The sequence below is a fragment of the Nibribacter ruber genome, assembly GCF_009913235.1.
Taxonomy (GTDB): Bacteria; Bacteroidota; Bacteroidia; order Cytophagales; family Hymenobacteraceae; genus Nibribacter; species Nibribacter ruber.
Genome location: NZ_CP047897.1, coordinates 3,172,488 through 3,197,123 on the forward strand (window position 1 = coordinate 3,172,488; position 24,636 = coordinate 3,197,123).

At 51.9% G+C, this 24,636-nt stretch carries 20 protein-coding genes; 16 read left to right on the plus strand and 4 right to left on the minus strand.

Translation table 11 applies throughout. The annotated features are described in order from the left end of the window. Nucleotides 1-100 precede the first annotated feature (100 nt). Nucleotides 101-556, plus strand: a complete 456-nt coding sequence (locus tag GU926_RS13350) for a nuclear transport factor 2 family protein (protein ID WP_160692680.1) — start codon at nucleotides 101-103, stop codon at nucleotides 554-556. 53 nt (nucleotides 557-609) lie between these two features. Beyond that, nucleotides 610-1,104, plus strand: a complete 495-nt coding sequence (locus GU926_RS13355; protein WP_160692682.1) for a VOC family protein — start codon at nucleotides 610-612, stop codon at nucleotides 1,102-1,104. A 240-nt stretch (nucleotides 1,105-1,344) separates the two neighbouring features. Here GU926_RS13355 and GU926_RS13360 read toward each other — a convergent pair whose 3' ends face one another. Next, on the minus strand, nucleotides 1,345-1,815 hold the full coding sequence (locus tag GU926_RS13360; RefSeq protein ID WP_160692684.1) for a hypothetical protein: 471 nt from the start codon (nucleotides 1,813-1,815) through the stop codon (nucleotides 1,345-1,347). 100 nt (nucleotides 1,816-1,915) lie between these two features. Beyond that, nucleotides 1,916-2,818 carry an EamA family transporter gene (locus GU926_RS13365; protein WP_160692686.1) on the minus strand — a complete coding sequence of 301 codons (903 nt, stop codon included), beginning with the start codon at nucleotides 2,816-2,818 and terminating at the stop codon, nucleotides 1,916-1,918. Between the two features lie 241 nt (nucleotides 2,819-3,059). Between GU926_RS13365 and GU926_RS13370 the strand changes: the two genes are divergently transcribed. Together GU926_RS13370 and GU926_RS13375 are read left to right on the plus strand one after the other, a co-directional pair. Further along, on the plus strand, nucleotides 3,060-5,528 hold the full coding sequence (locus tag GU926_RS13370) for a bifunctional UDP-N-acetylmuramoyl-tripeptide:D-alanyl-D-alanine ligase/alanine racemase (RefSeq protein WP_160692688.1): 2,469 nt from the start codon (nucleotides 3,060-3,062) through the stop codon (nucleotides 5,526-5,528). Nucleotides 5,529-5,622: 94 nt separating this feature from the next. Next, a complete protein-coding gene (locus GU926_RS13375; protein WP_160692690.1) occupies nucleotides 5,623-6,012 on the plus strand; it encodes a hypothetical protein in 390 nt (129 codons plus the stop codon). Nucleotides 6,013-6,295: 283 nt separating this feature from the next. Here the strand turns inward: GU926_RS13375 and GU926_RS13380 are convergent, their stop codons facing one another. Further along, nucleotides 6,296-7,045, minus strand: a complete 750-nt coding sequence (locus GU926_RS13380; protein ID WP_160692692.1) for a Bax inhibitor-1/YccA family protein — start codon at nucleotides 7,043-7,045, stop codon at nucleotides 6,296-6,298. A gap of 165 nt (nucleotides 7,046-7,210) precedes the next feature. On the opposite strand from GU926_RS13380, the gene GU926_RS13385 reads away from it, so the two are divergent. From GU926_RS13385 to infB, 5 genes are all read left to right on the plus strand, one after another. Beyond that, the gene (locus tag GU926_RS13385; RefSeq protein WP_160692694.1) at nucleotides 7,211-7,444 is read left to right on the plus strand and encodes a FeoA family protein; all 234 of its coding nucleotides are present in this window, start codon (nucleotides 7,211-7,213) and stop codon (nucleotides 7,442-7,444) included. A 3-nt stretch (nucleotides 7,445-7,447) separates the two neighbouring features. After that, the gene (feoB, locus tag GU926_RS13390; protein ID WP_160692696.1) at nucleotides 7,448-9,607 is read left to right on the plus strand and encodes a ferrous iron transport protein B; all 2,160 of its coding nucleotides are present in this window, start codon (nucleotides 7,448-7,450) and stop codon (nucleotides 9,605-9,607) included. 196 nt (nucleotides 9,608-9,803) lie between these two features. Then, nucleotides 9,804-10,277: a ribosome maturation factor RimP gene (locus tag GU926_RS13395; protein ID WP_160692698.1), complete on the plus strand. Its 474-nt coding sequence runs from the start codon at nucleotides 9,804-9,806 to the stop codon at nucleotides 10,275-10,277. An 8-nt stretch (nucleotides 10,278-10,285) separates the two neighbouring features. Continuing rightward, nucleotides 10,286-11,545, plus strand: coding sequence for a transcription termination factor NusA (gene nusA, locus GU926_RS13400; protein WP_160692700.1), 1,260 nt, complete (start codon nucleotides 10,286-10,288; stop codon nucleotides 11,543-11,545). A gap of 186 nt (nucleotides 11,546-11,731) precedes the next feature. Then, entirely contained in the window at nucleotides 11,732-14,896 is a 3,165-nt protein-coding gene (gene infB / locus GU926_RS13405; RefSeq protein ID WP_449406801.1) for a translation initiation factor IF-2, read from the plus strand. Between the two features lie 1,027 nt (nucleotides 14,897-15,923). Here infB and GU926_RS13410 read toward each other — a convergent pair. Beyond that, a complete protein-coding gene (locus GU926_RS13410) occupies nucleotides 15,924-16,364 on the minus strand; it encodes a hypothetical protein (protein ID WP_160692704.1) in 441 nt (146 codons plus the stop codon). Between the two features lie 228 nt (nucleotides 16,365-16,592). On the opposite strand from GU926_RS13410, the gene GU926_RS13415 reads away from it, so the two are divergent. From GU926_RS13415 to GU926_RS13445, 7 genes are all read left to right on the plus strand, one after another. After that, on the plus strand, nucleotides 16,593-17,375 hold the full coding sequence (locus GU926_RS13415; protein ID WP_160692706.1) for an enoyl-CoA hydratase/isomerase family protein: 783 nt from the start codon (nucleotides 16,593-16,595) through the stop codon (nucleotides 17,373-17,375). A gap of 150 nt (nucleotides 17,376-17,525) precedes the next feature. Beyond that, the gene (locus GU926_RS13420; RefSeq protein ID WP_160692708.1) at nucleotides 17,526-19,025 is read left to right on the plus strand and encodes a lipopolysaccharide biosynthesis protein; all 1,500 of its coding nucleotides are present in this window, start codon (nucleotides 17,526-17,528) and stop codon (nucleotides 19,023-19,025) included. Nucleotides 19,026-19,044: 19 nt separating this feature from the next. After that, nucleotides 19,045-19,491: a dUTP diphosphatase gene (gene dut, locus GU926_RS13425; RefSeq protein WP_160692720.1), complete on the plus strand. Its 447-nt coding sequence runs from the start codon at nucleotides 19,045-19,047 to the stop codon at nucleotides 19,489-19,491. A gap of 116 nt (nucleotides 19,492-19,607) precedes the next feature. Then, entirely contained in the window at nucleotides 19,608-20,615 is a 1,008-nt protein-coding gene (locus GU926_RS13430; RefSeq protein WP_160692722.1) for a sugar phosphate nucleotidyltransferase, read from the plus strand. A 17-nt stretch (nucleotides 20,616-20,632) separates the two neighbouring features. Beyond that, nucleotides 20,633-22,390, plus strand: coding sequence for a tetratricopeptide repeat protein (locus GU926_RS13435; protein WP_160692724.1), 1,758 nt, complete (start codon nucleotides 20,633-20,635; stop codon nucleotides 22,388-22,390). After that, nucleotides 22,383-23,141, plus strand: a complete 759-nt coding sequence (locus GU926_RS13440) for a lipoprotein insertase outer membrane protein LolB (protein WP_160692726.1) — start codon at nucleotides 22,383-22,385, stop codon at nucleotides 23,139-23,141. The genes GU926_RS13435 and GU926_RS13440 overlap by 8 nt, the downstream gene beginning before the upstream one ends. Next, nucleotides 23,128-24,564, plus strand: a complete 1,437-nt coding sequence (locus GU926_RS13445) for a murein hydrolase activator EnvC family protein (RefSeq protein WP_160692728.1) — start codon at nucleotides 23,128-23,130, stop codon at nucleotides 24,562-24,564. Before GU926_RS13440 ends, GU926_RS13445 begins: the two co-directional genes overlap by 14 nt. The last annotated feature ends 72 nt before the right edge of the window (nucleotides 24,565-24,636 follow it).

The following is a 24,636-nucleotide window of genomic DNA, read 5'->3' on the forward strand; positions in this document are numbered from 1 at the left end:
AAAGACTATCGCTAACAAATCGAAGGTAACGGCCTATTCTAAGTGATTTAATTGAAGTTGGCGAATCTACGTATCGTAAGTATTTAAATACCAATTAAATATGAAGGCTAGTGTCCTCCTCTCCATTGCACTGCTCTTACTTTCTTTTCCTTCCATCGCGCAGGAGACCGATAGTCTTAGACGAGAAATTGAAAAGCTTGACTTGGCGCACGCCAAAGCCATCTTCACCTCTGATGCAAAAGCCTTAGATAGATTAATGGATGATGAGATAACGGTCAATCACCCCACCAATAAAATCATTAATGAGAAGGCTGAACTCCTTAAGCTTATCAAAAGCGGCGTGATTCGGTATACTTCCTTTAAACGGTATCCAGAGAAGTTCTTGTTTTATAAGGACATGGTGGTTGTGATGGGACATGAAGAAGTGGTTCCCGCCAAAGGTGCGCCCAATGCCGGCAAGAAGCTTAACAGAAGGTATACCAATGTTTGGATGAAGAAGGAGAACGTCTGGAAGCTGACGGTACGACACGCCAACAATGTGTGTCTGGATAATTAGTAAATCCTAGAAGCCGCTTGCTGCCAGTTGGCAATTGATTTATAGATAATTTTATGGAAGAGAAATATGTAGTCCCCGCACAGACCCGCATTGGCCATGTGCACTTAAAAGTAGCCGACCTGGACCGTTCCATGGCCTTCTATTGTGACCTGCTGGGGTTTGAAGTCACCACCAGGTACGGGAGCCAGGCCGTGTTCATTTCAGCGGGTGGGTATCATCATCATATTGGCCTCAACACCTGGTACAGCAAAGACGCACCGCCCGCCGAGCAGGAAGGCGTGGGCTTGTTTCATACAGCCATTCTATACCCCACCAGAAAAGATCTGGCGGTTATCTTTGACCGGCTGCGCAGGGCCAAATACCCCTTGACCGGTGCCAGCGACCACGGCGTTTCTGAAGCTCTCTACCTCAATGACCCAGATGGCAACGGCGTAGAACTGTACTGGGACAGACCCAAAGACCAGTGGCCTTCCAAGCCAGACGGCTCCCTGGAGATGTACACCAGACCGCTAGACCTGCCAGGATTGTTGAAGGAGTTGGAAGCCTAATGCGCCAATCAAAATAACCTGAGGAAAGGTGAGTCGTTTTTGGCTTATTTTCCAGAAAAGAAGCCAAAAACGAAGAGGCCCTGGCGTAACAGATACGCCAGGGCCTCTTCGTTTTACAGACATTCCCATTCAAGAGAATGGGGCAAAACCAAAAGGTCTGGAAAAGCGAAACCCGCGGTCCTGGACCGCGGGCTCACCTCTTTCAAACAACCCTCTATCAATAAACTCGATAAAGACAAACTACAAGGACCGTACCGTCACGGAGACGATTTTCTCTTCTGGCGTAGGCGCAGACGTGTTAGGGTACGGTAGTACGGAGTGGAGAATTAAGCGGTAGTTCTTCTGGCCCAGTTGTACTTCCACTGAGTCAGCGGACCGGTCTCCTCTGTTGTTGGGCGCCGGCAGCTTCTCGCCCAGATACAAGACCTGAGATTGGCTGTTGCCGGCGGCATCCTTCACTTCAAGCGTGGCAATGGCGGAGCCCTGTCTAATGCACATGGCATTCATGGGGCATCTACTGTCTTCCACTTTTTGAAGCTGTACAGAGAGTTGGTTTAGCTGAGCTACCTGCTTTACCTTTAGTTCTGCGGTTTGGCTGGAACCAGAGGAGACCTTGGGGGCGGCTCCCTCTTTTTCCGGTCCCGGCGAAACGTCTGCCCGGGTACAACCCATGGCCAACATTCCGGCAAACAACCAAAGACTTTTTCTCATAAACATCTCCTGAAAAAGTGCCCCAATGGGCGCCTTTACTATGAAGAGCCCTCAAACCCAGGATTGGTTGCACGGCCTCAGAAAAATTTTCAAATATTTTTTAGGCCTCAGAAATGGCTGGCTTCTTCCCGATGGGCAGGTTGTACAAAATCACCGACAGAAAAATGACGGCGTACGCGATAACCTTCTGATTACTGGCCACTTCGCCAAAATAAACAAACGCCATGGTGAAGTTGATGATGGGGTTGAGGTACATGAGAATACCAATAGTAGCTGACTTGATTTCTTTGAGCGCATACAGGTTCAGGAACAAGGGCAGCACCGTGAACAGCCAGCTCAACAACACAATCTGCCTAACAAAATGCCCTGTGATCGGTACCGCCTCAGCGCCTACAAACCAAGAATAACTCGGCCCGATGATGCAAAACGCCAACAGCAACTGCAGAGTCAGGAGCACAATCTTGTCATAATCCTTGAGCAGACGCTGGGTAATCAAATAGAAAGCATACGAAGAGGCAATGAGCAGACTGAACAGCAGGTTGGTCAAAGAATCTGTGCCCACCAAGAGGCAGCTCATCAAACTCAACCCCACAGACAGCCACTGGTTCACGCGCAAATGCTCCTTCAAAATTAAGAAGCCCAGCACCGCCGTGAGAATGGGGCAGAGCAGATAGGAGAAGGAGCCCGTCTGGATGTCCACATGATTCACCACATAAATAAACACCAGCCAGTTGACTGTGAGCAACAAACCGCCCAGCAACGTAAAGGCTAGGAATTTGCGCTTCTCTTTTGGAGCGTGGCCTTGAAAAAGGGCTTTGGTTTCTTTCCACTGCTGGCGGCGCGTCAACAAGGACACCACCACCAAGGTCAACACTGACACCAGTATCCTGAAGTACAGAATCTGGCTGCTGGGGTACTCTGCCAGGGCTTTCAAGGGGAACGGGATGAAACCCCAGATGATGAAGGCACTGATGGCGGCCCCGTAATATTTATTCACTTTCACTGACTGGCTCTTTAAAAAGACAAAGGTAGAGTATGTGCAAGAGAACCGACCGTTTTTGGGCTGTTTTCTGGAAAAGAGGCTAAAAACGGCCGATGCCTCCTCCTTCTTATTTAGCGGGCAAGAGAGCGCAACGCAACTTGTGCGGGGGGAGCCTGGTAAAATGGAAGGAACCTGGCCCTTGCGGTAAGCCCCCGGTGTCCTGTTTCTTCTTGTATATTTGGTCTTGACTTACGCTATGCCTATGCTCACGCTTCAAGAACTCACCCAAGCTACCGGCGGCTCTGTGGTACAATGGGCCCAACTCTATCCCATCCAACATCTGCTCACAGACAGCCGAAAACTTGTGAACGCGGCCACGTCGGTGTTCTTCGCCATACGCGGCGATTTCCATGACGGCCATGACTATGTGGCGGGCTTGTACCAGCAGGGCGTGCGGCAGTTTGTGGTAGAAGATCTGTCTGCGTTCTCTGAGCTGTCTAGCTTCCCAGACGCCAACCTTCTGCTGGTGAACAGCGGCGTGAAAGCCCTGCAAGACGTAGCCGCCTACCACCGGGTGCGGTTTCATTTGCCTGTGGTGGCCATCACCGGCAGTAACGGCAAAACCATCGTCAAAGAATGGCTGTCCCAGCTGTTGAGTCCCACGGAGCGGGTGGTGAAAAGTCCCAGAAGTTACAATTCCCAGATTGGCGTACCGCTTTCTGTCTGGCAGATCAATGAGACGCATACCATTGGCGTGTTTGAGGCGGGCATTTCTGAACCCGGCGAAATGGAGAAGCTGGCCAAGGTCATTCAGCCTACGCTGGGCATCTTCACCAACCTGGGCTCTGCGCACAATGAAGGGTTCAGCTCGCAGGAGCAGAAGCTGGAAGAAAAGCTACTCTTGTTCAGTGGGGTGAACAAACTCATTTACTGCGCAGACCATGAGCTGGTGCGGCAGGCGGTGCATCACCACAACATATCGGGCTTCACTTGGAGTTTGAAAGGCAACGCCGCCCATGTGCAGGTCAAAATCAAGAGTACCTCCACCCACAAGACCAAGATTGCCTATACCTACCAAGACCAGGAGCATTCCCTCACGCTGCCCTTCACCGATGATGCCTCTCTGGAAAATGCCCTGCACTGCTTAACGCTCTTGCTGCGCCTGGGCCTGCCCCCCGAAAAACTAGCCCCCGCCTTTGAGCGCCTCACGCCCGTGGCCATGCGCCTGGAACGCAAAGAGGCCATCAATGGCTGCTACGTCATTGATGACACGTACAACAATGACCTGGCCGGCCTACGCATTGCCCTGGACGTACTGGGCCAACAGGCCCGCCGCGGACGGAAAACCTTGATTCTCTCTGATTTGCTGGAAGCCGGCTTAGAGGAAAAGACGCTGTACCAGCAAGTAGCCTATGACGTGGCCGCGCACGGCGTAGACCGGGTTATTGGCATAGGCGATGTCATCAGTCGGCACCAGCATTTGTTTCCATCGGGCAGTGAATTCTACTTCGGGACAGATTCTTTTCTGGGGCAGCTGCGTCCGGAGACCTTCCGGCAGGAGACCATTCTGGTGAAGGGCGCGCGCGTGTTTCAGTTTGAGAAAGTGGTGGCCGCTTTGCAACAGCAGGTGCACGGCACGGTGCTGGAAGTTAACCTGGACGCGCTGGTGCACAACCTCAACTTCTACCGTTCCAAAGTATCTACCCAGACCAAGATCATGGTCATGGTGAAGGCCTTCGCGTACGGCGCGGGGTCTTATGAGATTGCCAACCTCTTGCAGTTCCACCGCGTGGATTACCTGGCCGTGGCCTACACAGATGAGGGCGTGGCCTTGCGCGAGCACGGCATCACCCTGCCCATCATGGTCATGAACCCCAGCCCAGACAGCTTCTTAAAGATGCAGCAGTACAACCTGGAGCCCGAGATTTACTCACCAGACCTGCTGCATCGGTTTTTAGACTATTTCCCGGAAAACAGCCCAAAAACGCCGCGCATCCACTTGAAGCTGGACACCGGCATGCACCGCTTGGGCTTTGACCCTGCAGAACTCACTGAAGCCCTGGAAGTGCTGGTGCAGGTGCCCCACGTACAGGTAGAAAGCGTCTTCAGTCATTTGGCTGGCGCCGATGAAGCCTTGTACAATGACTTCTCTAGACAGCAAATCTCTGCCTTTGAGCAAATGGCGCAGCAGGTAGAAAGTACCCTGGGGTATGCAGTGACCAAGCATATTTTGAATTCGGCGGGAATCATACGCTTTGGGCAGGAGGCCGCCTTTGACATGGTGCGGTTGGGCATCGGGTTGTACGGCATAGAGTCCTCGGGCATGGAGCAAGGGGGCCTTCAAACCGTGGGGCAGCTCAAAACGACCATCTCCCAGGTGAAGCGGGTAGCCAAAGGAGACACCGTGGGCTACAGCCGCAAAGGCGTGGCAGATACGGACAAAGTCACGGCCACCATTGCCATTGGCTACGCAGACGGCTATGACCGAAGGTTTGGCAACGGCGTAGGGGAGGTGCTGGTGAACGGACGGCGCGTGCCCATCATGGGCAACATCTGCATGGATATGTGCATGATAGACGTGACCGGTTTAGACGTGCAGGCCGGGGAAGAAGTAATCGTGTTCGGGAAAGAACTACCCTTGACCGAGCTCTCTAGCCGCATTGGCACCATTCCCTATGAACTGCTCACCAACGTGAGCACCCGCGTGAAACGTGTGTTTTACAACGAGTAGCCTGGACTGCCTGATGAATAAACTATTACTCCTTTCTTGTTTTCTGATTTGTACTCACTTCTCTTTTGGGCAGTCCGTTAGTATATCTGACAGTGTGCAAATAAGGGAAGCACTAAAAGAGGTATTCAGGAATTTTGAGAGTCCCAACTACTCTGATTTTAAGAAGATAGCCGCAAAAGAGATTTGGTGCCTAGTGTGTGATGCTGGAATTCCGCCTAGGCCAAATTCGCAAAGGATGACTAGGAGAAAATTCTACTCCAGAAAGTTGAAGGAAATAGTTGATTCTGGAAGCTGGTTAAGAGTCCGGCAATTAAATGATATCAGATTGCAAAAGGAGAATCATCCTTCTTCTGATATCAGCGCCATACTCACCATCTTGCAACCCGGTGAGTATGCTCCAGGGCATGAAGGAGCTTCAATGGCTATTCACTTTAAGAAAATTGGTGGTGAGTTTAAATTCTCAGGCATAGAGACAATTCCATAAATATGCTTTAGTCGTGTTAAAGCAAGGAGCATTTTTAGCCTATTTCCCAGAAAACAAGCCAAAAACGGCCTGAAAACGAAGAAGCCTTGACCGTCAAGTCAAGGCTTCTTTATGTTACTTCTTCTTTATGCAATTGGGGACTTGCTTGCCGTCTTTGTCTTTCATGCCGGCCTGTTCATAGCCTTTCCAGCAAGGGTCCTCCTTCTTCTGATCTTTCTTGGTCTTGGGCATAGCGGTACAAGTTTGGTATTACTCTATGTACGCCAAGTGCCAGAAAGTAGATTTACCGGCGGTTTAATTTAGCAAGCAGACGCAGAATCTCCAGGTACAACCATATTAAGGTAACGGCCAGGCCAAAGGCGGCATACCACTCCATGTACTTAGGGGCACCGTACTCCACGCCGCGCTCAATGGTGTCAAAGTCCAGAATGAGGTTCATGGCGGCAATCACCACTACCAGTAAACTAAAGATGATGCCCGCCATGCCGCTGCTATGAATCAAGGCTACCTCAATGCCAAAGAAACCAAGTACCAGGGCTATCATGTAGTAGGCAAAAATACCCAGCGTGGCCGTCATGATGATAGACTTGAAGCGCTCGGTGGCCTTGATTAGGCGGGTGCTGTACAAAAGCAACATGCCGCCAAACACGGTAAAGGTGAGCAGCATGGCCTGGTTGGCAATGCCTGGATAACTAGCTTCTAAAACGCCTGAAATGGTGCCCAGGAACAAGCCTTGGATAGCGCAGTAGATAGGCGCAATGTATTGAGCTAAGTGCTTCTTAAACGAAATCAAGAACAACAGGCCCAGACCTACCAGCGGCAAGGCCAACATGAACGGCAGTGGCTGCCCCACAAACTGCAGGAACTCCCATGAAAACAAGGCAAACACCACTACCACGCCAAACAGAATGGCAGACTTGGCAATGGTGCCGTTGAGGGTCATGACGCCCGCGCCGGCGGCATCTTCTGAGGCGACGGAGGAGGTGAACGCTTCTTCTTTAAGGGTTGGGTTGTTAGAGCTGAATAATGACATGGTTTTCTTTTTATCTAGGTGAAATTTACAGAAACACTTGTGAAAAAGCAATAATCTCAGACAATTGCCGGAGTAATCACCAAAAGACTGCTTCTTTTTTGGATTCAAAAGGAACACCTAGTACCTTGCAACTGTTTATAACGAGTCTAAATAAAAGCAGACCAGGTGCAACGAGAGCAAAAGAGCGTACGGGATTTGAAAATTGGAGAAAGCGGAATCATCTGTTGTTTAAACGATCCAGAAATGTCTCTGAAATTACTGGAGATGGGCTGTATACCGGGTGAAAAAGTAAAGCTGAACAGCCGCGCCCCGCTAGGCGATCCCATTACCATCATTGTGAACGATTATACCCTGTCCCTGCGTTTAGACGAAGCTGCTACTATCATGCTAAAGGCTTAGTCTATGTCCGAAGTTCTTGCCCCGGTTCCGGCCGCTGCTCCCTCTATTCTCACAGGTGCCCGCAAAGGCGTCTCTAAAATTGCGTTGATCGGGAATCCTAACTCGGGTAAGTCCTCCCTCTTCAACCACCTCACCGGCCTCAACCAGAAGGTGGGCAACTTCCCGGGCGTAACGGTAGACAAGAAAACCGGCACCTCCTTCCTCACGCCGCAACAACGCGTGCAGATCATTGACTTGCCAGGCACCTACAGCCTTTATCCAAAATCCCTGGATGAGAAGGTGATCATAGACCTGCTGCACAACAAAAAATCAGACTTCTACCCAGACGCCCTCATCATTACGGCAGACGCCTCTAACCTGAAGCGCAACCTGCTGCTCTTCACCCAGCTAGCGGACCTCAAGATTCCGGCGGTGTTGGCCTTGAACATGATGGACCTGGCAGGAAAGCACGGTATTTCCATTGACTTAGAAGAACTGCAGCGCGAGCTGGGCGTACCCATCATCCCCGTAAACGGACGTAACGGTAGCGGTGTGGCTGCGCTTAAAATCTTGCTTTCGCAGCCCTTGCAGGTGTCTACGGCCACCTTCTTTGAGATACCGGATGATCTGCTGGTGATGGTGCGCCAGATACGCTACTACTTTGAGCTCAGCAATGACTACCTGGCCCTGCATTACGCGCACCAATACCAGAAGCTGTCCTTCCTCTCTGAGGATGACAAGGAATACATAGCCGAACTGGTCAAAAAATACGATTTCAAGTCCAATACCCTGCAGGCCAATGAGACCATTGCCCGCTACGTGCGCATCAATGAAATGCTCCTGGACGCCATGCAGGTCACCAGGGCCGAAAGCAACGAGCAGCAGAGCAACAAACTAGACCAGATCCTAACCCACAAGGTCTTCGGGTACCTGATTTTCTTTGGCGTGCTCTTTTTGATGTTCCAGGCCATTTTCGCCTGGGCCAGCTACCCCATGGACATGCTGGATCTGGCCGTGGCTACGCTCAACGCCTGGATTCAAAGCAAAGCAGACGGCCCGCTCATTGACCTCCTCACCGAAGGCGTGTTGGCTGGTTTGGGCGGTGTGCTCATGTTCATCCCTCAGATTGCCATCTTGTTTGCCTTCATTGCCATTCTGGAAGAATCTGGCTACATGGCCCGCGTCACGTTCCTGATGGACAAGATTATGCGCAAGTTCGGGCTGAACGGTAAGAGCGTGGTACCTTTGATTTCTGGGGTGGCCTGCGCCGTGCCCGCCATCATGGCCACGCGTAACATTGACTCTTTCAAAGACCGCCTCATTACCATCTTCGTGACACCGCTCATGAGCTGTTCGGCGCGTCTGCCTATTTATACCGTCATGATTGCCCTGGTGGTGCCAGAAACCTATGTGTTGGGTATTTTAAGTCTGCAGGGTCTGGTCTTGATGGGCTTGTATCTGATTGGCTTCCTGGCGGCAATCTTCTCGGCGGCGCTCATGAAACTGGTCTTGCGCACCAAAGAGCGCAGCTACTTCATCATGGAGTTTCCTACCTACAAAATGCCGCGTTGGAAGAACGTGGGCCTCACAATTTTGGAGAAGGTAAAGGCCTTCGTGTTTCAGGCGGGTAAGGTCATCATGGCCATCTCCATCATTCTGTGGGTGATGTCCTCGTATGGGCCGGGCAACAAAATGGAGCAGGCAGAAGCCAGAGCCACGATAGAAGCCAAAACCCAGCAGCTGAGCGAGCAGGACGCCGAGGCGCACATTGCCGGCCAGAAACTGGAAGAGTCGTATGCAGGTCAGTTTGGCAAGTTCATTGAACCGTCCATCAGGCCGCTGGGCTATGACTGGAAGCTGGGCATTGCCTTGTTAACGTCCTTTGCGGCGCGCGAAGTGTTTGTGGGTACCATCTCCACCATTTACAGCGTAGGCGACTCTGAGAACATTGCCACGGTCAAGGAAAAACTCATGGCTCAGAAAGACGAGTTCGGGCAGCCGTTCTTCTCCCCGGCGCGTGCGTTCTCATTGCTTATTTTCTACGTGTTTGCCATGCAGTGCATGAGTACCATTGCCGTGGTGTACCGTGAGACCAAAGGCTGGAAATGGCCTATCCTGCAACTGCTGTACATGACCGGTCTGGCCTATGTGAGTGCGTTTGCGGTCTTTCAGATTTTCTCCTAGACCCCAGCCGTTTTTGGCCTTTTTTCTGGAAAAGAGGCCAAAAACGGAAAGAAATAGTTTCTGAACCAAGCGCTGCAAACGTTCTATATAGGCCGGTGCTTGTGTTTTAGATGAATTATTTGTACATTTGTGCGATTAAAGAGCAAAGAAGGGGACGCGATAGTCCCCCTTTTTATTTCTTACCCTGTTTGATACTATGGCCCTAGACGAAAAAATAATTGAAGGCTTCGCGTTGGAGGCACTGCCAGAACCAGACCTTTTTCTGGTGTCTGTAACGGTGTCAGACAGTCCGGTTCGGCCTAAAGTGACTATTCTGGCAGACGGCGACCAGGGCATCAGCATTGACCAGTGCGCCAAGATCAGCCGCCGCGTGGCCAAGCGCATTGAGGAGACCATGGGCGAGGAGTTCAGCTTTGTGATTGAGGTTTCCTCGCCGGGCGTAGATTTTCCGTTGACCACGCCGCGTCAGTTCACCCGTAACATTGGCCGCCACGTAAAGCTCAAATTAGCCGAGGGCGTAGAGAAGACTGGTGAGATTGTGGACGCCATGGAAGATGGCTTCCTGTTTGCCGAAGAAGTAAAAGTAAAACATAAGAAATCTTTGCTGGAGCCCGTGCACGTGGCCTACAGTGATATTGTGAAAGCGCAGATTGTAATCTCTTTTAAATAAGATAAGACATGGATAGTTCAGTATTGATTGAATCGTTTGCGGAATTCGCTAAGTTCAAGAACATTGACCGCCCTACCATGATGCGGATTCTGGAAGACGTGTTCCGCACCATGATTCGTAAGAAATGGGGAACAGACGAGAATTTCGACATCATCCTGAACGTAGAAAAAGGTGATTTGGAAATCTGGCGTAACCGCGAGATCGTGGATGACAACTCAGAGGACATCTGGGACCATGACAAGATTCCGTTGGAAGAAGCCCGCAAGATTGAACCAGACTTTGAGGTAGGCGAAGAGGTTTCTGAGCTGATCAAGCTGGAGGACTTTGGCCGTAGAGCGGTTTTGACTGCCCGCCAGACCTTAATCCAGCGCGTGAAAGACCTGGAGAAAGACTTGCTGTACCAGAAATACAAAGACCAGGTGGGTGAAATCATCTCTGGCGAGGTATACCAGGTGTGGAACCGCGAGGTATTGATTCTGGATTCAGAGGACAATGAGTTGCTGATCCCTAAAACGGAGCAAATCCCGAAGGACCGTTACCGCAAAGGTGATGTGGTAAGAGCGGTAGTGCAGCGCGTGGAGATCATCAACGGTAACCCAAAAATCATTCTTTCTCGTACTTCTCCGCAATTCCTGGAGCGTTTGTTTGAGAACGAGGTGCCAGAGATTTTTGACGGCCTTATCACCATCAAGAAGATTGTACGTGAGCCGGGCGAGCGCGCCAAGGTGGCCGTGGAATCATATGATGACCGCATTGACCCGGTGGGCGCCTGCGTGGGTATGAAAGGATCTCGTATCCATACCATCGTGCGGGAGCTGGAGAATGAGAACATAGACGTTATCAACTACACAGATAACATGGAGCTGTACATCCAGCGGGCGTTGAGCCCTGCCAAGATCAGCAGCATCAAAGTAGACGAAGAAAATGGCCGTGTGTCTGTATTCCTGAAACCAGACCAAGTATCATTGGCCATTGGTAAAGGCGGCCAGAACATTAAGCTGGCGAGCAAGCTGGTGGGCTTAGAGATAGATGTGTTCAGAGAGTCAGAAGGATTTGAAGAAGACATCAGCCTGGACGAATTCTCAGATGAGATTGAAAGCTGGGTAATTGATGAGCTGAAGCGCATTGGCCTGGACACCGGTCGTAGCGTATTGGCTGTGAGCAAAGAAGATTTGGTACGTCGCACAGAATTGGAAGAAGAGACTGTGGAAGACCTGCTCAACATCATTCGCTCAGAGTTTGAGTCAGAATCAGAAGAAAACAACTAGTGGCGTGGTACTTGTGCCAGATTATTTGACCTAGAGAAGTGGGTGCCGTTTTTGGCCTTATTTCTGGAAAACAGGTCAAAAACGTGAAAACGTACCGGCAAACCCACACCATACTTAAAGAGTCACGTAATCAAAACAGAACCAAATAAAAACAACAGCATATTGAGCATGTCAGAAGAAAGAACGATGAGGCTTAAACAGGTAGCCACCACCTTGAACATCAGTACCTCTACCGTAGTGGAGTTCCTGGAGAAAAAGGGGATGGATGTCGAGAATAAACCTACTTCAAAGATTACCCAAGAGCAGTTCAATATGCTGTCGAAAGAGTTTGCCTCGTCCATGCAAGCCAAGGCAGAGGCAGCCGAGTTGAACATTGGGAAAAAACCAGCCGGGGCAGAAGAGAAGCCAGAACCTAAGAAAGCCCAGGACCCGGAGCCCGAAATGCTCATCAAGAACAGTGCCCCGGCCCGTCCGGCGGCAGAGCCAGAGAAACCAGCCGCACCGGCACCAGCAGCCCCTAAAGCCGCTGAGCCAGCGCCTGCACCGGCCGCTAGTGCCTCTTTGCCAGGCATAAAGGTATTGGGCAAGATTGACCTGGATGCCAAAGGTCGTCCCGTGCCAAAACCTGCTCCTGCCCCCGCGCCTGCTCCGGCAGCACAGGTGGCCGAGAAATCAACAGAAGCACCCGCTCCGGCCCCGGCCGCAGAGAAACCTGCCGCTCCGGCGGCTCCTGCTCCAGCCCCGGTAACACCAGCGGCCTCTGCGCCAGAAAAACCAGCTACTCCAGCGCCTGCTCCTGCAGCACCGGCCGCCCCGGCAGCTCCCGTTGCAGAGAAGCCAGCTGCCCCGGCAGCCGCCGCACCACAGGCCCCGGTAACACCGCCGGCACCTGCGCCAGCTCCGGCCCCAGCGGCTGAAGCAGCCAAGCCAGCAGCACCAGCCCCACAGGCTCCGGCAGCGCCGGTAACTCCGGCTGCACCCGTTGCGCCAGAGGCTTCTGCCCCAGATGCTGATACCACGCCGCAAGGCACCATCAAAGCACAGGCAGACCAGTTGAAAGGGTTGACAGTGTTGGGTAAGATTGAATTACCCGTGAGTGGTGGTCGTGGCAAAGGCGGTAAGCCGGTAGCCTCCTCAGATGAGCGCCGTAGAGGCAATCAGCCGGGTGGACAAGGCGGCCAAGGCCAAGACAAAAAGAAACGCAAGCGCATTGAAGTGCCTAAAACAGGTGCTCCAGGTGCTGCCAATACTAATCCTAATGCACCACAACCGCACCGCGCTGGTGACAGAGCCAACAGCACCCGTCCTTTGGGAACAGGCCAGGCGGCTAACCGTCAACCAGGCGCCGGTGGACCAGGTCGTCCAGGCGGTGGCTACCAAGGCAACCGTCCAGGTGGCGGCGGCCGTCCAGGCGGACCGGCAGCCCCTCGCGCTGAGTTAACGGATAAGGAAATCCAGGATCAGATTAAGGCCACGTTGGCCCGCTTGAGCGGTGGCAAAGGCGGTAACCAAGGAAACCGTTCCAAATACCGTAGAGAGAAACGCTCTGCCGTGGCAGATGCCGCAGATGAGCGCAGAATGCAGGAACAATTAGAGTCTAAGATTCTAAAAGTAACTGAGTTCGTGTCTGCTAATGACTTGGCTGCCTTGATGGACGTGAGCGTCAACGAGGTGATCAAGACCTGTATGAACCTGGGTATGTTCGTATCCATCAACCAGCGTCTGGATGCCGAGGCCATCACCATCATTGCAGATGAGTTTGGCTATGACATTCAGTTCGCTTCGGCTGAGGAAGAAGAAAATACTGGTATTGAGGAAGTAGACGCTGAAGAAGATCTATTGCCACGCGCTCCAATTGTGACCATCATGGGTCACGTGGATCATGGTAAAACCTCTTTGCTGGATTACATAAGAAGAACCAAGGTAACCGCCGGTGAGGCCGGGGGTATCACCCAGCACATTGGCGCCTACCAGGTAACCACTGAGGCCGGGAAAGACATCACCTTCCTGGATACACCGGGTCACGAGGCCTTTACCGCCATGCGTGCCCGTGGTGCCAAGGTAACAGACGTTGTTATCATTGTGGTTGCAGCTGATGATAACGTGATGCCACAAACCAAGGAAGCCTTGAACCACGCGCAAGCGGCGGGCTCTCCAATCGTGATTGCCATTAACAAGATTGACAAGCCAACGGCCAACCCAGACAAGATTCGTGAGGAGCTTGCCCAGTTGAACGTACTGGTAGAAGAGTGGGGTGGTAAATATCAAAGCCAGGAAATATCCGCTAAGACCGGACAAGGCATTGACGAACTCCTTGATAAAGTATTGCTAGAGGCCGAATTACTGGAGTTGAAAGCCAACCCAGACCGCCGTGCCGTTGGTACGGTGATTGAAGCCGCCCTGGATAAAGGTAGAGGCTACGTAGCCACGGTATTGGTACAGACCGGTACGTTGAAGATTGGTGACATCCTGGTTGCTGGTTCACACCACGGCCGCGTGAAAGCCATGACTGATGAACTGGGCAAACGCCATAAGACTGCCGGACCATCCATGCCGATTCAGGTATTGGGTATTGACGGCGCTCCGCAGGCGGGTGACAAGTTTGTGGTAATGGAAACGGAGCGTGAAGCCCGTGAGATTGCCGTGAACCGTCAGCAGTTGCAGCGTGAGCAGAGCATGCGCACCAAGAAACACATCACCCTGGATGAAATCGGTCGTCGTTTGGCCATCGGTACATTTAAGGAGTTGAACGTGATTGTACGCGGTGACGTGGATGGTTCTGTAGAGGCACTTTCTGACTCATTATTGAAACTATCGACTGAGGAAGTACAGGTGAACATCTTGTCCAAAGGGGTTGGTCAAATCTCTGAGACGGACGTATTGCTGGCCTCGGCCTCAGATGCGATCATCATTGGTTTCCAGGTGAGACCTTCTACCAACGCCCGTAAGCTGGCAGAGCAGGAAGAGATTGACATCCGTCTGTACTCTATCATCTACAACGCCATCAATGAGTTGAAAGACGCCATGGAAGGTATGTTGGCGCCAACGGTGAAAGAAGAAGTAACCGCCAACGTAGAAGTACGCGAGGTGTTCAAAATCACCAAGGTGGGTACCATTGCCGGCTGTATGGTGACGGATGGTGTGATTACGCGTAACTCTAAGATCAGAATTGTACGTGACGGCATTGTGGTTCACTCCGGTGAAATCCTGGCCCTGAAGCGTTTCAAAGACGATGCGTCTGAAGTGCGTACCGGCTACGAATGCGGTATCAGCATCAAGAACTTCAATGACCTACAACAAGGTGACGTGATTGAAGCCTACGAAGAGCGCGAAATCAAGCGTACTCTGTAAGCAAATAGCAAGAGTCACTTATAAGCACCGCAGCCCCGCCCGCAAGGACGGGGCTGTTTTTTTATGCCTACTACCTATGGTGTCATGCTAATCTCAGAAAAGCCGTTTTTAGGCTATTTCCTGGAAAACATACCAAAAACGATATCCTCTCCGTAGCGTGGTTCCGCGGAACGATCTAGTCTCACAGAACTTCCCGCCTCAAATTTAATGGACAGACCTCTGCAACAGGAGCCTGCCTTTCCTTTACCTGCGCCAGGGAGACTAGCCTGTTTGGATTATAGAGTTCTTGTCGCATGGAGGCACGTCGTTCCACGGAACGGCGCTACAACCGGCGGTCTTTCTTGGCCGCAAGATTGGGCCGGTCCCGTGCCAACAAATAGAAAAGCAGTGCGCAGCACGCATGCCTCTGCACCGACAGGAACTGCTATTACTAGTAACCAGCTAAACCAGCCAACAAACCCATGCAGGATTGGAACCGAAACCAGTCCTGGTCCTGAGCGCCTCTGGTGTTTGTGCGCCGCGGCCAGCGGCGGCAGGGACAAAGTCCCACAAACAACAGCAGTGCGAAGGGACAGGACGGGGCCCCGCGGCCGTGAGCGCTTACCAGAAGAAATGAAACAAGGCTGTGAGTGCGCACCGGAAGACGCGGCCACTACAAAGGGAAGGCCAACGGAAGTACGCAACAGCGAAAGTCATGGAAGTAACACCCTCGCTATAGAAAGAGAACCAGCCAGCCCAAGTCTTCAAGTGAAAACAACCAACAACGCCAAGCCAAGGTGAAGGAAGAGGAAAAGCGTTTTTGGCGTATTTTCTAGAAAACAGGCTAAAAACAGCGAGAATGCTTTTAAACAGGGAGAACGTTGCAGCAAAGACAAGTCATTGCCTAGTCAACGGCACATGCCAGACCAATACAGCTGTAGGCGCTTCCACCATAAATGAAAAGACTTCCCAAAGACGCCTTCTATAAAACCCAAAGCGCCTCTCTTGCAGAACAGGAGAGGCGCTTTGGGTTAAAACAGGCTACAGGCTAAAAGAACAAGAACCGTTTCTTGCGTTTTTTCTGTCCTTTCTTGTAAAGCTTCCCGTTGGGATTGGCCTGGTCAATGACTTTTTTGGAACCCTTGGGTTTCTTGGTTTTGGCGTAATTGGTCTTGTTCTGGTATTTGCCTTGGGAGAAGCCTCCCTTGCCTTTGTCATAGGTATTCTTGGCAATGGCCAGGCGCGGACCATTGTAGGCGCCGCCGTTGGCCTTGGCCTGGGCAATGGCCTTTTCACGGTCCAACAGCATCTTACGGTCACCGTTGCCGTCCGGGGCTTGTCCGCGAAGGCGGCCGTCCGGGCCTTTGCGTCTCATTTCTTTGCGGGCTTTGCTTTTCTTCTTGCTGCTCTGGGCAAAGGTCTGCGTGAAAGTGGACGTGGCCAATAGAAGGCAAAACACCAAGGTGATCTGTCTGGTTAAATTGCGCATGGGCAAAAGTAAGGATAAGGTGAATACAAGTAGGGGTGTAACTATTGGGAGAACGCAACGGTTCCCGCGCGGCGTATGTGAAAAAGAAAGAAATTTCGGGTTTACCGGCTTGACAATCAAATAATTCTCCCTCTTTTTTTGTCTTAGGCCAGATGCGGTTTATTCTGTGGGCTTTTCTTTATATTTGCGCCTTTCGTTTTTGAAAAAACTTTACGTAGAATTTAAGCCATGGCGCACTACCATAACCTTCAGTTGAACAACCAGGACGGCATTCTGTTCATAACGGTAAACAGGCCGTCTAAAATGAACGCGCTGAACATTGAGACCGTGCAGGAGATTCAGATGGCCATGCAGGAAGTGTATGACGATGAGGAGGTGCGCGGCGTCATCTTGACCGGAAGCGGCGAGAAAGCGTTTGTGGCCGGCGCAGATATTGCAGAGATTGCCGAGTTGAACGAAGTGAACGGGCGTCGTTTCGCCGAACGCGGCCAGGACGTCTTCTCCATGATTGAAGAATGCCCCAAGCCCGTGATTGCCGCCGTGAACGGTTTCGCCTTGGGCGGTGGTTGTGAACTGGCCATGGCCTGTCATATTAGAGTAGCCAGTGAGAACGCCCGCTTCGGGCAGCCCGAGGTGAACCTTGGCTTGATACCCGGCTACGGAGGCACCCAGCGCTTAACCCAACTGGTAGGCAAAGGCAAGGCCATGGAGTTGATGATGACCGGTGACCTGATCCCGGCCCAGGAAGCCAAGGAGCTAGGCTTGGCCAATCATGTGACCACCCCAGAAGATCTCATGCCCAAGTGCCTGGAGATCATGAACAAGATCATTGCCAAAGCGCCTTTGGCCGTGGGCATGATCGTGGACTGCGTGAACGCCTGGTATGACAAAGAAGAGCACGGTTATCAGACAGAAGCCAACTCTTTCAGCCGCTGCTGCGGGTCAGATGACTTTAAAGAAGGAACCAGCGCGTTCTTAGAAAAACGCAAGCCCCATTTTAAAGGCGAGTAATCCTGTCCAGGGATAAATAGTTTATACTAGAATAGTACCTGCTCCCGTTTTTAGCCTGTTTTCTGGAAAAGAGGCCAAAAACGGGAGTAAGTGTGCATAGGGCATTGGTAACAAAGCCAAGCCTCCCATAAAATCACGAGAGGAACCAACATGAGCATTGCGAAAAAACTGGTAGGACAGACGGCGGCATACGGCTTGAGCAGCATTGTGGGCCGCGCGCTCAATTACCTTTTGGTGCCCCTCTACACCGGTATTTTCGCGCGGGAAGAGTACGCCGTGGTGACCAAGCTGTACGCCATTGTCGCGTTCCTGAACATCGTCTATACCTATGGCATGGAAACAGCCTTCTTTAGGTATGCCAACAAGCCGGGGGCAGACAAAAAGGAACTCTATCAGAAAGTGCAGACGCTTGTGCTCACCACCAGCCTCACGCTCACGGGCGTGTTGCTGCTCTTTAACTCATCCATCGCGGCCAGTTTAGGCTATCCCAAGCACAATGAATACATCATTTGGCTGGCCATTACCATTGCCGTAGACGCCATTGTGGCCATTCCGTTTGCCCGATTGCGGCTAGAGAACCAGGCGGCTCGGTTCGCGATCATTAGACTGACCAATATTTTTCTGGTGATAGGCGGTAACTTGTTCTTCCTTTTGTTCTGCCGGCACGTGTATGAGGGAAAGTACCTGCCTGAATTGCGGCCTCTGGTAGAAGCCATCTACAACCCAGACTTGGGCGTGGGCTACATTTTTGTGGTGAACATGGTGGCCAACCTGCTGTTCATTCCCATGCTTTGGCGCGAGTTCGCAGACTTCAAGTTCAAGCTGGCCTTAGCCGAAATGAAGCCCATGCTGGTGTACGCGTTCCCTATTCTGGTCATGGGGCTGGCGGGTGCCACTAATGAAATGCTCTCCAGAATCATGCTGGAAGACTGGCTGCCCGAGGGCTTTTACCCTGGTACCACCAATGAGCAGGCACTGGGGGTGTTCGGCGCAAATTATAAGCTGGCCATCATGATGAGCCTCATGATTCAGGCGTTTCGGTATTCGGCAGAGCCTTTCTTCTTTTCACAGGCCCAGGAAAAGAATTCGCCGGCTACGTTTGCCGTGGTCATGCGGTGGTTTGTCATTGTCTGTGCCTTCGCGTATCTGGGCATCAGCGCCAACCTAGATATCTTCCAGTACTTTCTGGGCCAGAAAGAATACCGTACGGGCATGGAGATTGTGCCGGTCTTATTGTTGGCTTATCTATTCAACGGCGTGTACTACAACCTCACGGTGTGGTTCAAGCTCACAGATAAGACGCATTACGGGACGTACATCACAATCTTCGGGGCTATTGTCACGGTGGTGGCCAACTTTTTGCTCATACCGGTGCTGGGGTACATGGGTAGTGCCGTTGCGGCGTTCCTGTGTTATTTCCTGATGGCGGTGGTCTGCTACGTGATCGGGCAGAAGTACTTTCCGGTGCCGTATCCCATCAAAGCCATCTTTGGGTATCTGCTGCTGGCTTCGGGCCTTATCTGGTTGGCGTATGCCTGGGGAATAGAAAATTTCTGGATCAGACAAGTCTATCACTTGGGGCTTTGCCTGGTATTTTTGGCCGTGGTGTGGGTAGTGGAGAAACCGGCGCTTCGTGGCATAAATAGATAAATTAGTATATTAGCTGACTATGAATTCTTCGCTTTCTGTTAAAGTCATCAATTTAAGCAAGCACCCGCTGCCACATTACCAGACCGAGCAATCGGCTGGCATGGACCTGCGCGCCAATCTAGAGGCTCCTATTACACTCAAGCCTTTGCAACGCACGTTGGTATCCACGGGCCTCAGCATGGAATTACCTGAAGGCTACGAAGCCCAGATACGTCCGCGCAGCGGCCTGGCCTTCAAGCACGGCATCTCCATTGTCAACACGCCCGGCACCATTGACGCTGATTACCGCGGCGAGATTAAAGTGCTACTAGTCAATCTCTCAGACACGGATTTTGTGGTGGAGGACGGAGAGCGCATCGCCCAGATGGTGGTGGCCAGGCATGAGCGCGTGGCCTGGCAAGCCGCTGAGGAACTGTCTTCTACTGAAAGAGGCGCGGGCGGCTACGGCAGCACCGGAGTAAAGTAATCCCTCCGTTTTTGGCTTGTTTTCGTAAAAATAGGTCAAAACCGATTTTTCCTATATCTAAAACCTGGCTTGCCCGTACGTAGGCCATACTTACCCCATTCAAATCAAAAGACACTATGAGAATAATAGTACCAATGGCCGGCATGGGCAAACGCATGCGCCCCCACACGCTTACTGTTCCTAAACCCCTTATTCCTATTGCCGGCAAGCCCATTGTGCAGCGCCTGGTAGAAGACATTGCCAAAGTATGCCAGGAGCCTATTGAAGAAGTGGCCTTCATCATCGGGCATTTCGGGGCAGAGGTGGAAGCCCGCTTGATTAAGATCGCCGAGTCTGTAGGCGCCAAAGGTACTATCCATTACCAGGAAGAACCGCTGGGCACGGCCCACGCCATTCTTTGCGCCCAGAGCGCCTTGAAAGGCAACGTGGTAGTGGCCTTCGCGGACACGCTTTTCAAAGCAGACTTTACCTTAGATACCTCGGCCGAGGGTACTATCTGGGTGCAGAAAGTAGAAGACCCGCGTCCGTTTGGCGTGGTGAAGCTAAACGAGAAGGGCCAGATCACTGAATTTGTGGAGAAACCGCAGGAGTTTGTCTCTGACCTGGCCATCATTGGCATCTATTATTTTAAAGACGGCGAGTACCTGCGCAATGAGTTGCAGTACCTGCTGGACAATGACATCAAAGACAAAGGCGAGTACCAGTTGACCAACGCCCTGGAGAACATGAAGAGCAAAGGCTCTGTGTTCATACCGGGTCCTATCTCTGAGTGGCTGGACTGCGGCAACAAGGACGCCACCGTGTACACCAACCAGCGCTACCTGGAATACATCAAAGACGAGGAAGGTTTAGTGGCTTCCAGCGCTACCTTGAACAACACAGTCATCATTCCGCCGGTTTATATTGGAGAAAATGCGGTGCTGAACAATTCAGTGGTAGGTCCGCACGTTTCCATTGGAAATAACACGCAGGTAGACGGTTCTGTGCTGAGCAACAGCATAGTGCAGGAAAACAGCAAGATCAAGAGTGCCCTCATTGCCAACTCAATGGTAGGAAACCATGTGGTATATGAGAAAACACCGGCAGATCTTAGCCTGGGCGACTACAACACCCTGCGCGACTAGGTTAGCGTACTACATTTATGTTGAAAAGAGGACTCACGATAGTGGCCGCTTTGTGCGGGTTGGTGCTTACAGCAGAGCCGGGCTATGCCCAGTCTGACCGTAAGAAGCAGAAGGAGGCCGCCGAGGCGACGCCCCCGGCTGCGCTGCCTGCCCTAAGCGCACAGGAAGCCCAACTAAGTGAGTCCTATTTTCTGGAAGGTATGAAGTTCTTCGTGCTGGAAGAATATGCCAAGGCCCTGGACCGGTTCCAGCGGGCGTACGCCATCAGTCCGTCCAATGCGGCGGTCAATTACAAGATAGCCGAAACCAGCCTGCTGCTGGGAAGCACGCGCGGAGCCTTGCCCTTTGCCAAGGCGGCGCTAGAACTTCAGCCCAACAACCCATACTATCACCTGCTGCTGGCCCAGATTTACTCTAACCAACAACAGTATGACGAGGCCATCAAGGTCTTCGCCCGGCTAACCCAGGAACTGCCCAACACTGAGCAATACCTGTTTAACCTGACGGACCTCTACCTGGCCAAAAACCGGCTGGATGATGCCTTGAAAACCTTGGCGCAGATTGAGGTGAAGTACGGCTACATTGAGGAAGTCTCTTTCAAGAAGCAGCAAATCTACCTCAAGCAGAACAACCTGGCCCAAGCCTTGAAAGAAGGCGAAAACCTGATTGCCGCCAATCCAGAGGAGGTACGCTACGTATTGGCCCAGGCCGAGATGCTGGCTGCCAACAAACGCATAGCCGAAGCCACGGCCATGGCCGAACGCGCCTTGCAGGTGGCCCCGGATAATGCTTACGGTAGGCTCATGCTCGCAGACTTGCTGCGCCAGCAGGGCAAAGTAGACGAGAGTGAGTCACAGCTGGAGCTGGCGTTCGGGAATGCAGGTCTGGATATTGACACCAAGGTGAAGATTCTGGTAGACTACATCAGGCGCCTCCCAGATGCGAAAGTAGCCACCCAGGCCATTAAACTAGCCGAACTCACCACCAAGTCACACCCGCGGGAAGCCAAGGCCTTTGCCGTGGCCGGTGATATTTACGCCAACACAGACCATAAGCAAGCCGCCCGTGATAATTATTTGAAGGCGGTGAAACTGGACCCGGGCCATTACAAAATCTGGCAGCAGATTGTGCTCCTGGACGGTGAAATGAACCAGACTGACTCCCTCATTCTTCATTCTGAGCAGGCGCTGGAGTTTTTTCCCAACCAGGCCATGTTCTGGTTCTACAACGGCACGGCGCACCTCATCAACAAGAACTATCCCAAGGCCACTAAGTCGCTGGAGTATGGCAGAAGGTTGTCGGCGGGCAACCCAGAGCTGCTGCTGCAGTTCAACCTTCAGCTAGGCGATGCTTATAATTCTACGGAGCAGTATGACCTTTCCAACCAGGCGTATGAAACCGTGCTGGCCCTGGACCCCAACAATCCGCATGCGCTAAACAATTACAGTTATTTTCTTTCTATGCGCGGGCAGAACCTGGCCAAAGCCAAAATGATGGCCGGCGTACTGGTGGCGCAGAATCCAGACAATGCCACCTACCTAGACACCTACGCCTGGGTGCTCTATAAACTCAAAGACTACCAAGAGGCCAAACGCTTATTAGAAAAGGCCGTATCTCTCTCTTCTGATGCCACCATCATTGAACACTACGGTGATGTGCTCTACCAACTAGGCCAGCGCGAACTAGCCCTCAAGCAATGGGTGAAAGCGAACCAGGTAGGCGGGGCCTCGCAGGTCATCAGCAAGAAGATAAAAGACAAAAAACTCTATGAATAGCAAGTTACTTCCCCTGTGGGCGCTTACCCTCCTGTTGTTAGCCAGCTGTAAAAAAGACATTGTTCCCGTAGCTTCTCCTGGCAACGCGCCAGAAACCATCAACAAAGTAAATGTGGTTAATATTGACTACAATTACCTTAGCGCCAAGGGCAACGTGCAGCTGGAAAGCCAGAACCTGAGTGCCAACGTGACCATGCGCCTAAAACGGGATGAGATGATCTGGGCAACTGTTTCTAAGTTGGGCATTGAGGCCGTACGCCTGAAAATAACGCCAGACTCTGTGTACATGATCAACCGCCTCAAGCAGGAATACTTTGCCGGGTCTTATGCGCTGCTGCAGCAGAAGTACAAGATAGACGTCAATTTCAAGGAGCTGCAGGACATTCTGGTAGGTAATTTTGTGCCCGGCGACCCCGCCAAGGAGAAGTACATGGAGATGGGGCCCATCCAGCACGTGCGCCAGTTGCGCAACAATTTGCAGGTAGACCAGTTTGTGGACACCACCCGCTATAAGCTCAAAAGAATTGAGGTGCGCAACCTCACCAACAAAGACCTCATGACCATGGATTATCAGGAATTTGACAAGGTGAACGGCAAGCCGTTTCCTATGGCGCTGCTCCTGACCATACAGCAACCAGAGGGCAATGCAGCTAAAACCACGGTAGTGGCGGTCAAGCACAAACAGGTTTCAGTATCGGAAACTTCTCTGGATTTTCCTTTTTCTGTACCTTCGGACTATGAACGTAAATAGGCTGGGGGTATTCTTTCTTTTTTTCTTTCTTTTCATAGCTGTTTCTGGAGGCGTAGAAGCCCAGCAGAAGCAAACCACGCGTACCAAAACCACCACTAAAAAGGCCCCGTCCAAGAAAACTACGGGTAAGAAAGCCCCGGTTAGAAAGCCAGCCGCCAAAAAGACAACTTCCAAGACGCCCGTTAAAAGCAAAGCCCAGCTGGAGCGAGAAAAGCGGGAGAACCTGCGCCGCATTCAGGAGGCCAACCGCATTCTGGAGCAGACCGCCCAAAAAAAGCAGGCCTCTCTGGGACAGTTGAACGTGATCAAAGAAAAGATTACGGTGCAGAAGGGCATGATCCGAAACATCTCCTCAGAGATCAATTACCTCAACAAAGACCTGAGCGCCACCGAAGAGAAAGTAGGCGAGACTCAGATGAACTTGGCGCGCCTGAAAGAGGAGTATGCGCAGCTTATCTATGCGGCCTCCAAGTCTTCTAACAGCTACAACAAGCTCATGTTCCTGTTCGCGTCCAAGTCCTTCAACCAGATGATGCGGCGCATGAGCTACCTGCGCCAGTACACCGAGGCCCGCAAGAAGCAGGCCGCCGCCATTGAGCGCACTCAGCAGAACCTAAGCCAGCATCTTTCTACCCTCACTACCCAGAAGCAGAAGAAAAAGAGCCTGTTAAGCGTGCAGTTGCAGGAAAATAAGAACCTGCTGTCCATGCGCGACGAGCAGGACCAGGTGGTACAGCAGTTGAGCTTGCAGGAGCAGTCCTTAAAGCAAGAAGTAGAGAAACGCCAGGAAGCCGTTCGCAAATTAGACCGATTGATTGAAAACTTAGTACGCGAAGAAATTGCCAGAGCGGCCCGCGCCGCTGAGGCCGCTGCCAGAGCCAAGGCTGCCCGTGAGGCTGCCGCCGCTGCCAAAGCCGGGAAGCCTGTACCTACACCTTCTGATGATGATGAACCAGCCGCGCCGCGCAGCAGTAACAAAGTAGCCTTGACTCCAGAAGGGGAGTTAGTGTCTTCTAACTTCGCCGGAAATAAAGGAAAATTTGCCTGGCCGGTAGAGCGTGGGTTTATCTCGCAGCGCTTCGGGCGTCATGCGCACCCAGTCTTGAAAGGCGTAGTCATTGAGAACCGCGGACTGGACATACAAACAGGTGCCAATGAGAAAGTACGCACCATCTTTGGCGGGAAAGTCTTAGCCGTACAGACCATTCCAGGCATGAACAACATCGTCATGATCCAGCACGGCGAGTACTTTACCGTCTATGCCAAACTGCGCAGCGTGAACGTAACCGAAGGTCAGCAACTAGACGCCAAAGACGTGATTGGTACCGTGTACACAGACCAGGAAGGCACCTCAGAACTGCAGTTCCAAATCTGGAAGAACCAAACCAACCTCAACCCAGAGGGCTGGCTGTTGAGGAAGTAATGATAGCATAATAGAATCAGCTGACTTTTCTCCCCTGTTGTCATCCTGAAAGGATCTTGTGGGCGAACTGTA

Bases quoted from the DNA above. Each gene is read 5' to 3' on its own strand.
- dut (WP_160692720.1), top strand. From the start codon at position 19,045: ATGAATTCTTCGCTTTCTGTTAAAGTCATCAATTTAAGCAAGCACCCG.
- GU926_RS13415 (WP_160692706.1), top strand. From the start codon at position 16,593: ATGGCGCACTACCATAACCTTCAGTTGAACAACCAGGACGGCATTCTG.
- GU926_RS13435 (WP_160692724.1), top strand. From the start codon at position 20,633: ATGTTGAAAAGAGGACTCACGATAGTGGCCGCTTTGTGCGGGTTGGTG.
- feoB (WP_160692696.1), top strand. From the start codon at position 7,448: ATGTCCGAAGTTCTTGCCCCGGTTCCGGCCGCTGCTCCCTCTATTCTC.
- GU926_RS13360 (WP_160692684.1), bottom strand. From the start codon at position 1,815: ATGAGAAAAAGTCTTTGGTTGTTTGCCGGAATGTTGGCCATGGGTTGT.
- GU926_RS13355 (WP_160692682.1), top strand. From the start codon at position 610: ATGGAAGAGAAATATGTAGTCCCCGCACAGACCCGCATTGGCCATGTG.
- GU926_RS13380 (WP_160692692.1), bottom strand. From the start codon at position 7,045: ATGTCATTATTCAGCTCTAACAACCCAACCCTTAAAGAAGAAGCGTTC.
- GU926_RS13410 (WP_160692704.1), bottom strand. From the start codon at position 16,364: ATGCGCAATTTAACCAGACAGATCACCTTGGTGTTTTGCCTTCTATTG.
- GU926_RS13420 (WP_160692708.1), top strand. From the start codon at position 17,526: ATGAGCATTGCGAAAAAACTGGTAGGACAGACGGCGGCATACGGCTTG.
- GU926_RS13445 (WP_160692728.1), top strand. From the start codon at position 23,128: ATGAACGTAAATAGGCTGGGGGTATTCTTTCTTTTTTTCTTTCTTTTC.
- nusA (WP_160692700.1), top strand. From the start codon at position 10,286: ATGGATAGTTCAGTATTGATTGAATCGTTTGCGGAATTCGCTAAGTTC.
- GU926_RS13395 (WP_160692698.1), top strand. From the start codon at position 9,804: ATGGCCCTAGACGAAAAAATAATTGAAGGCTTCGCGTTGGAGGCACTG.
- GU926_RS13440 (WP_160692726.1), top strand. From the start codon at position 22,383: ATGAATAGCAAGTTACTTCCCCTGTGGGCGCTTACCCTCCTGTTGTTA.
- GU926_RS13350 (WP_160692680.1), top strand. From the start codon at position 101: ATGAAGGCTAGTGTCCTCCTCTCCATTGCACTGCTCTTACTTTCTTTT.
- infB (WP_449406801.1), top strand. From the start codon at position 11,732: ATGAGGCTTAAACAGGTAGCCACCACCTTGAACATCAGTACCTCTACC.
- GU926_RS13430 (WP_160692722.1), top strand. From the start codon at position 19,608: ATGAGAATAATAGTACCAATGGCCGGCATGGGCAAACGCATGCGCCCC.
- GU926_RS13370 (WP_160692688.1), top strand. From the start codon at position 3,060: ATGCTCACGCTTCAAGAACTCACCCAAGCTACCGGCGGCTCTGTGGTA.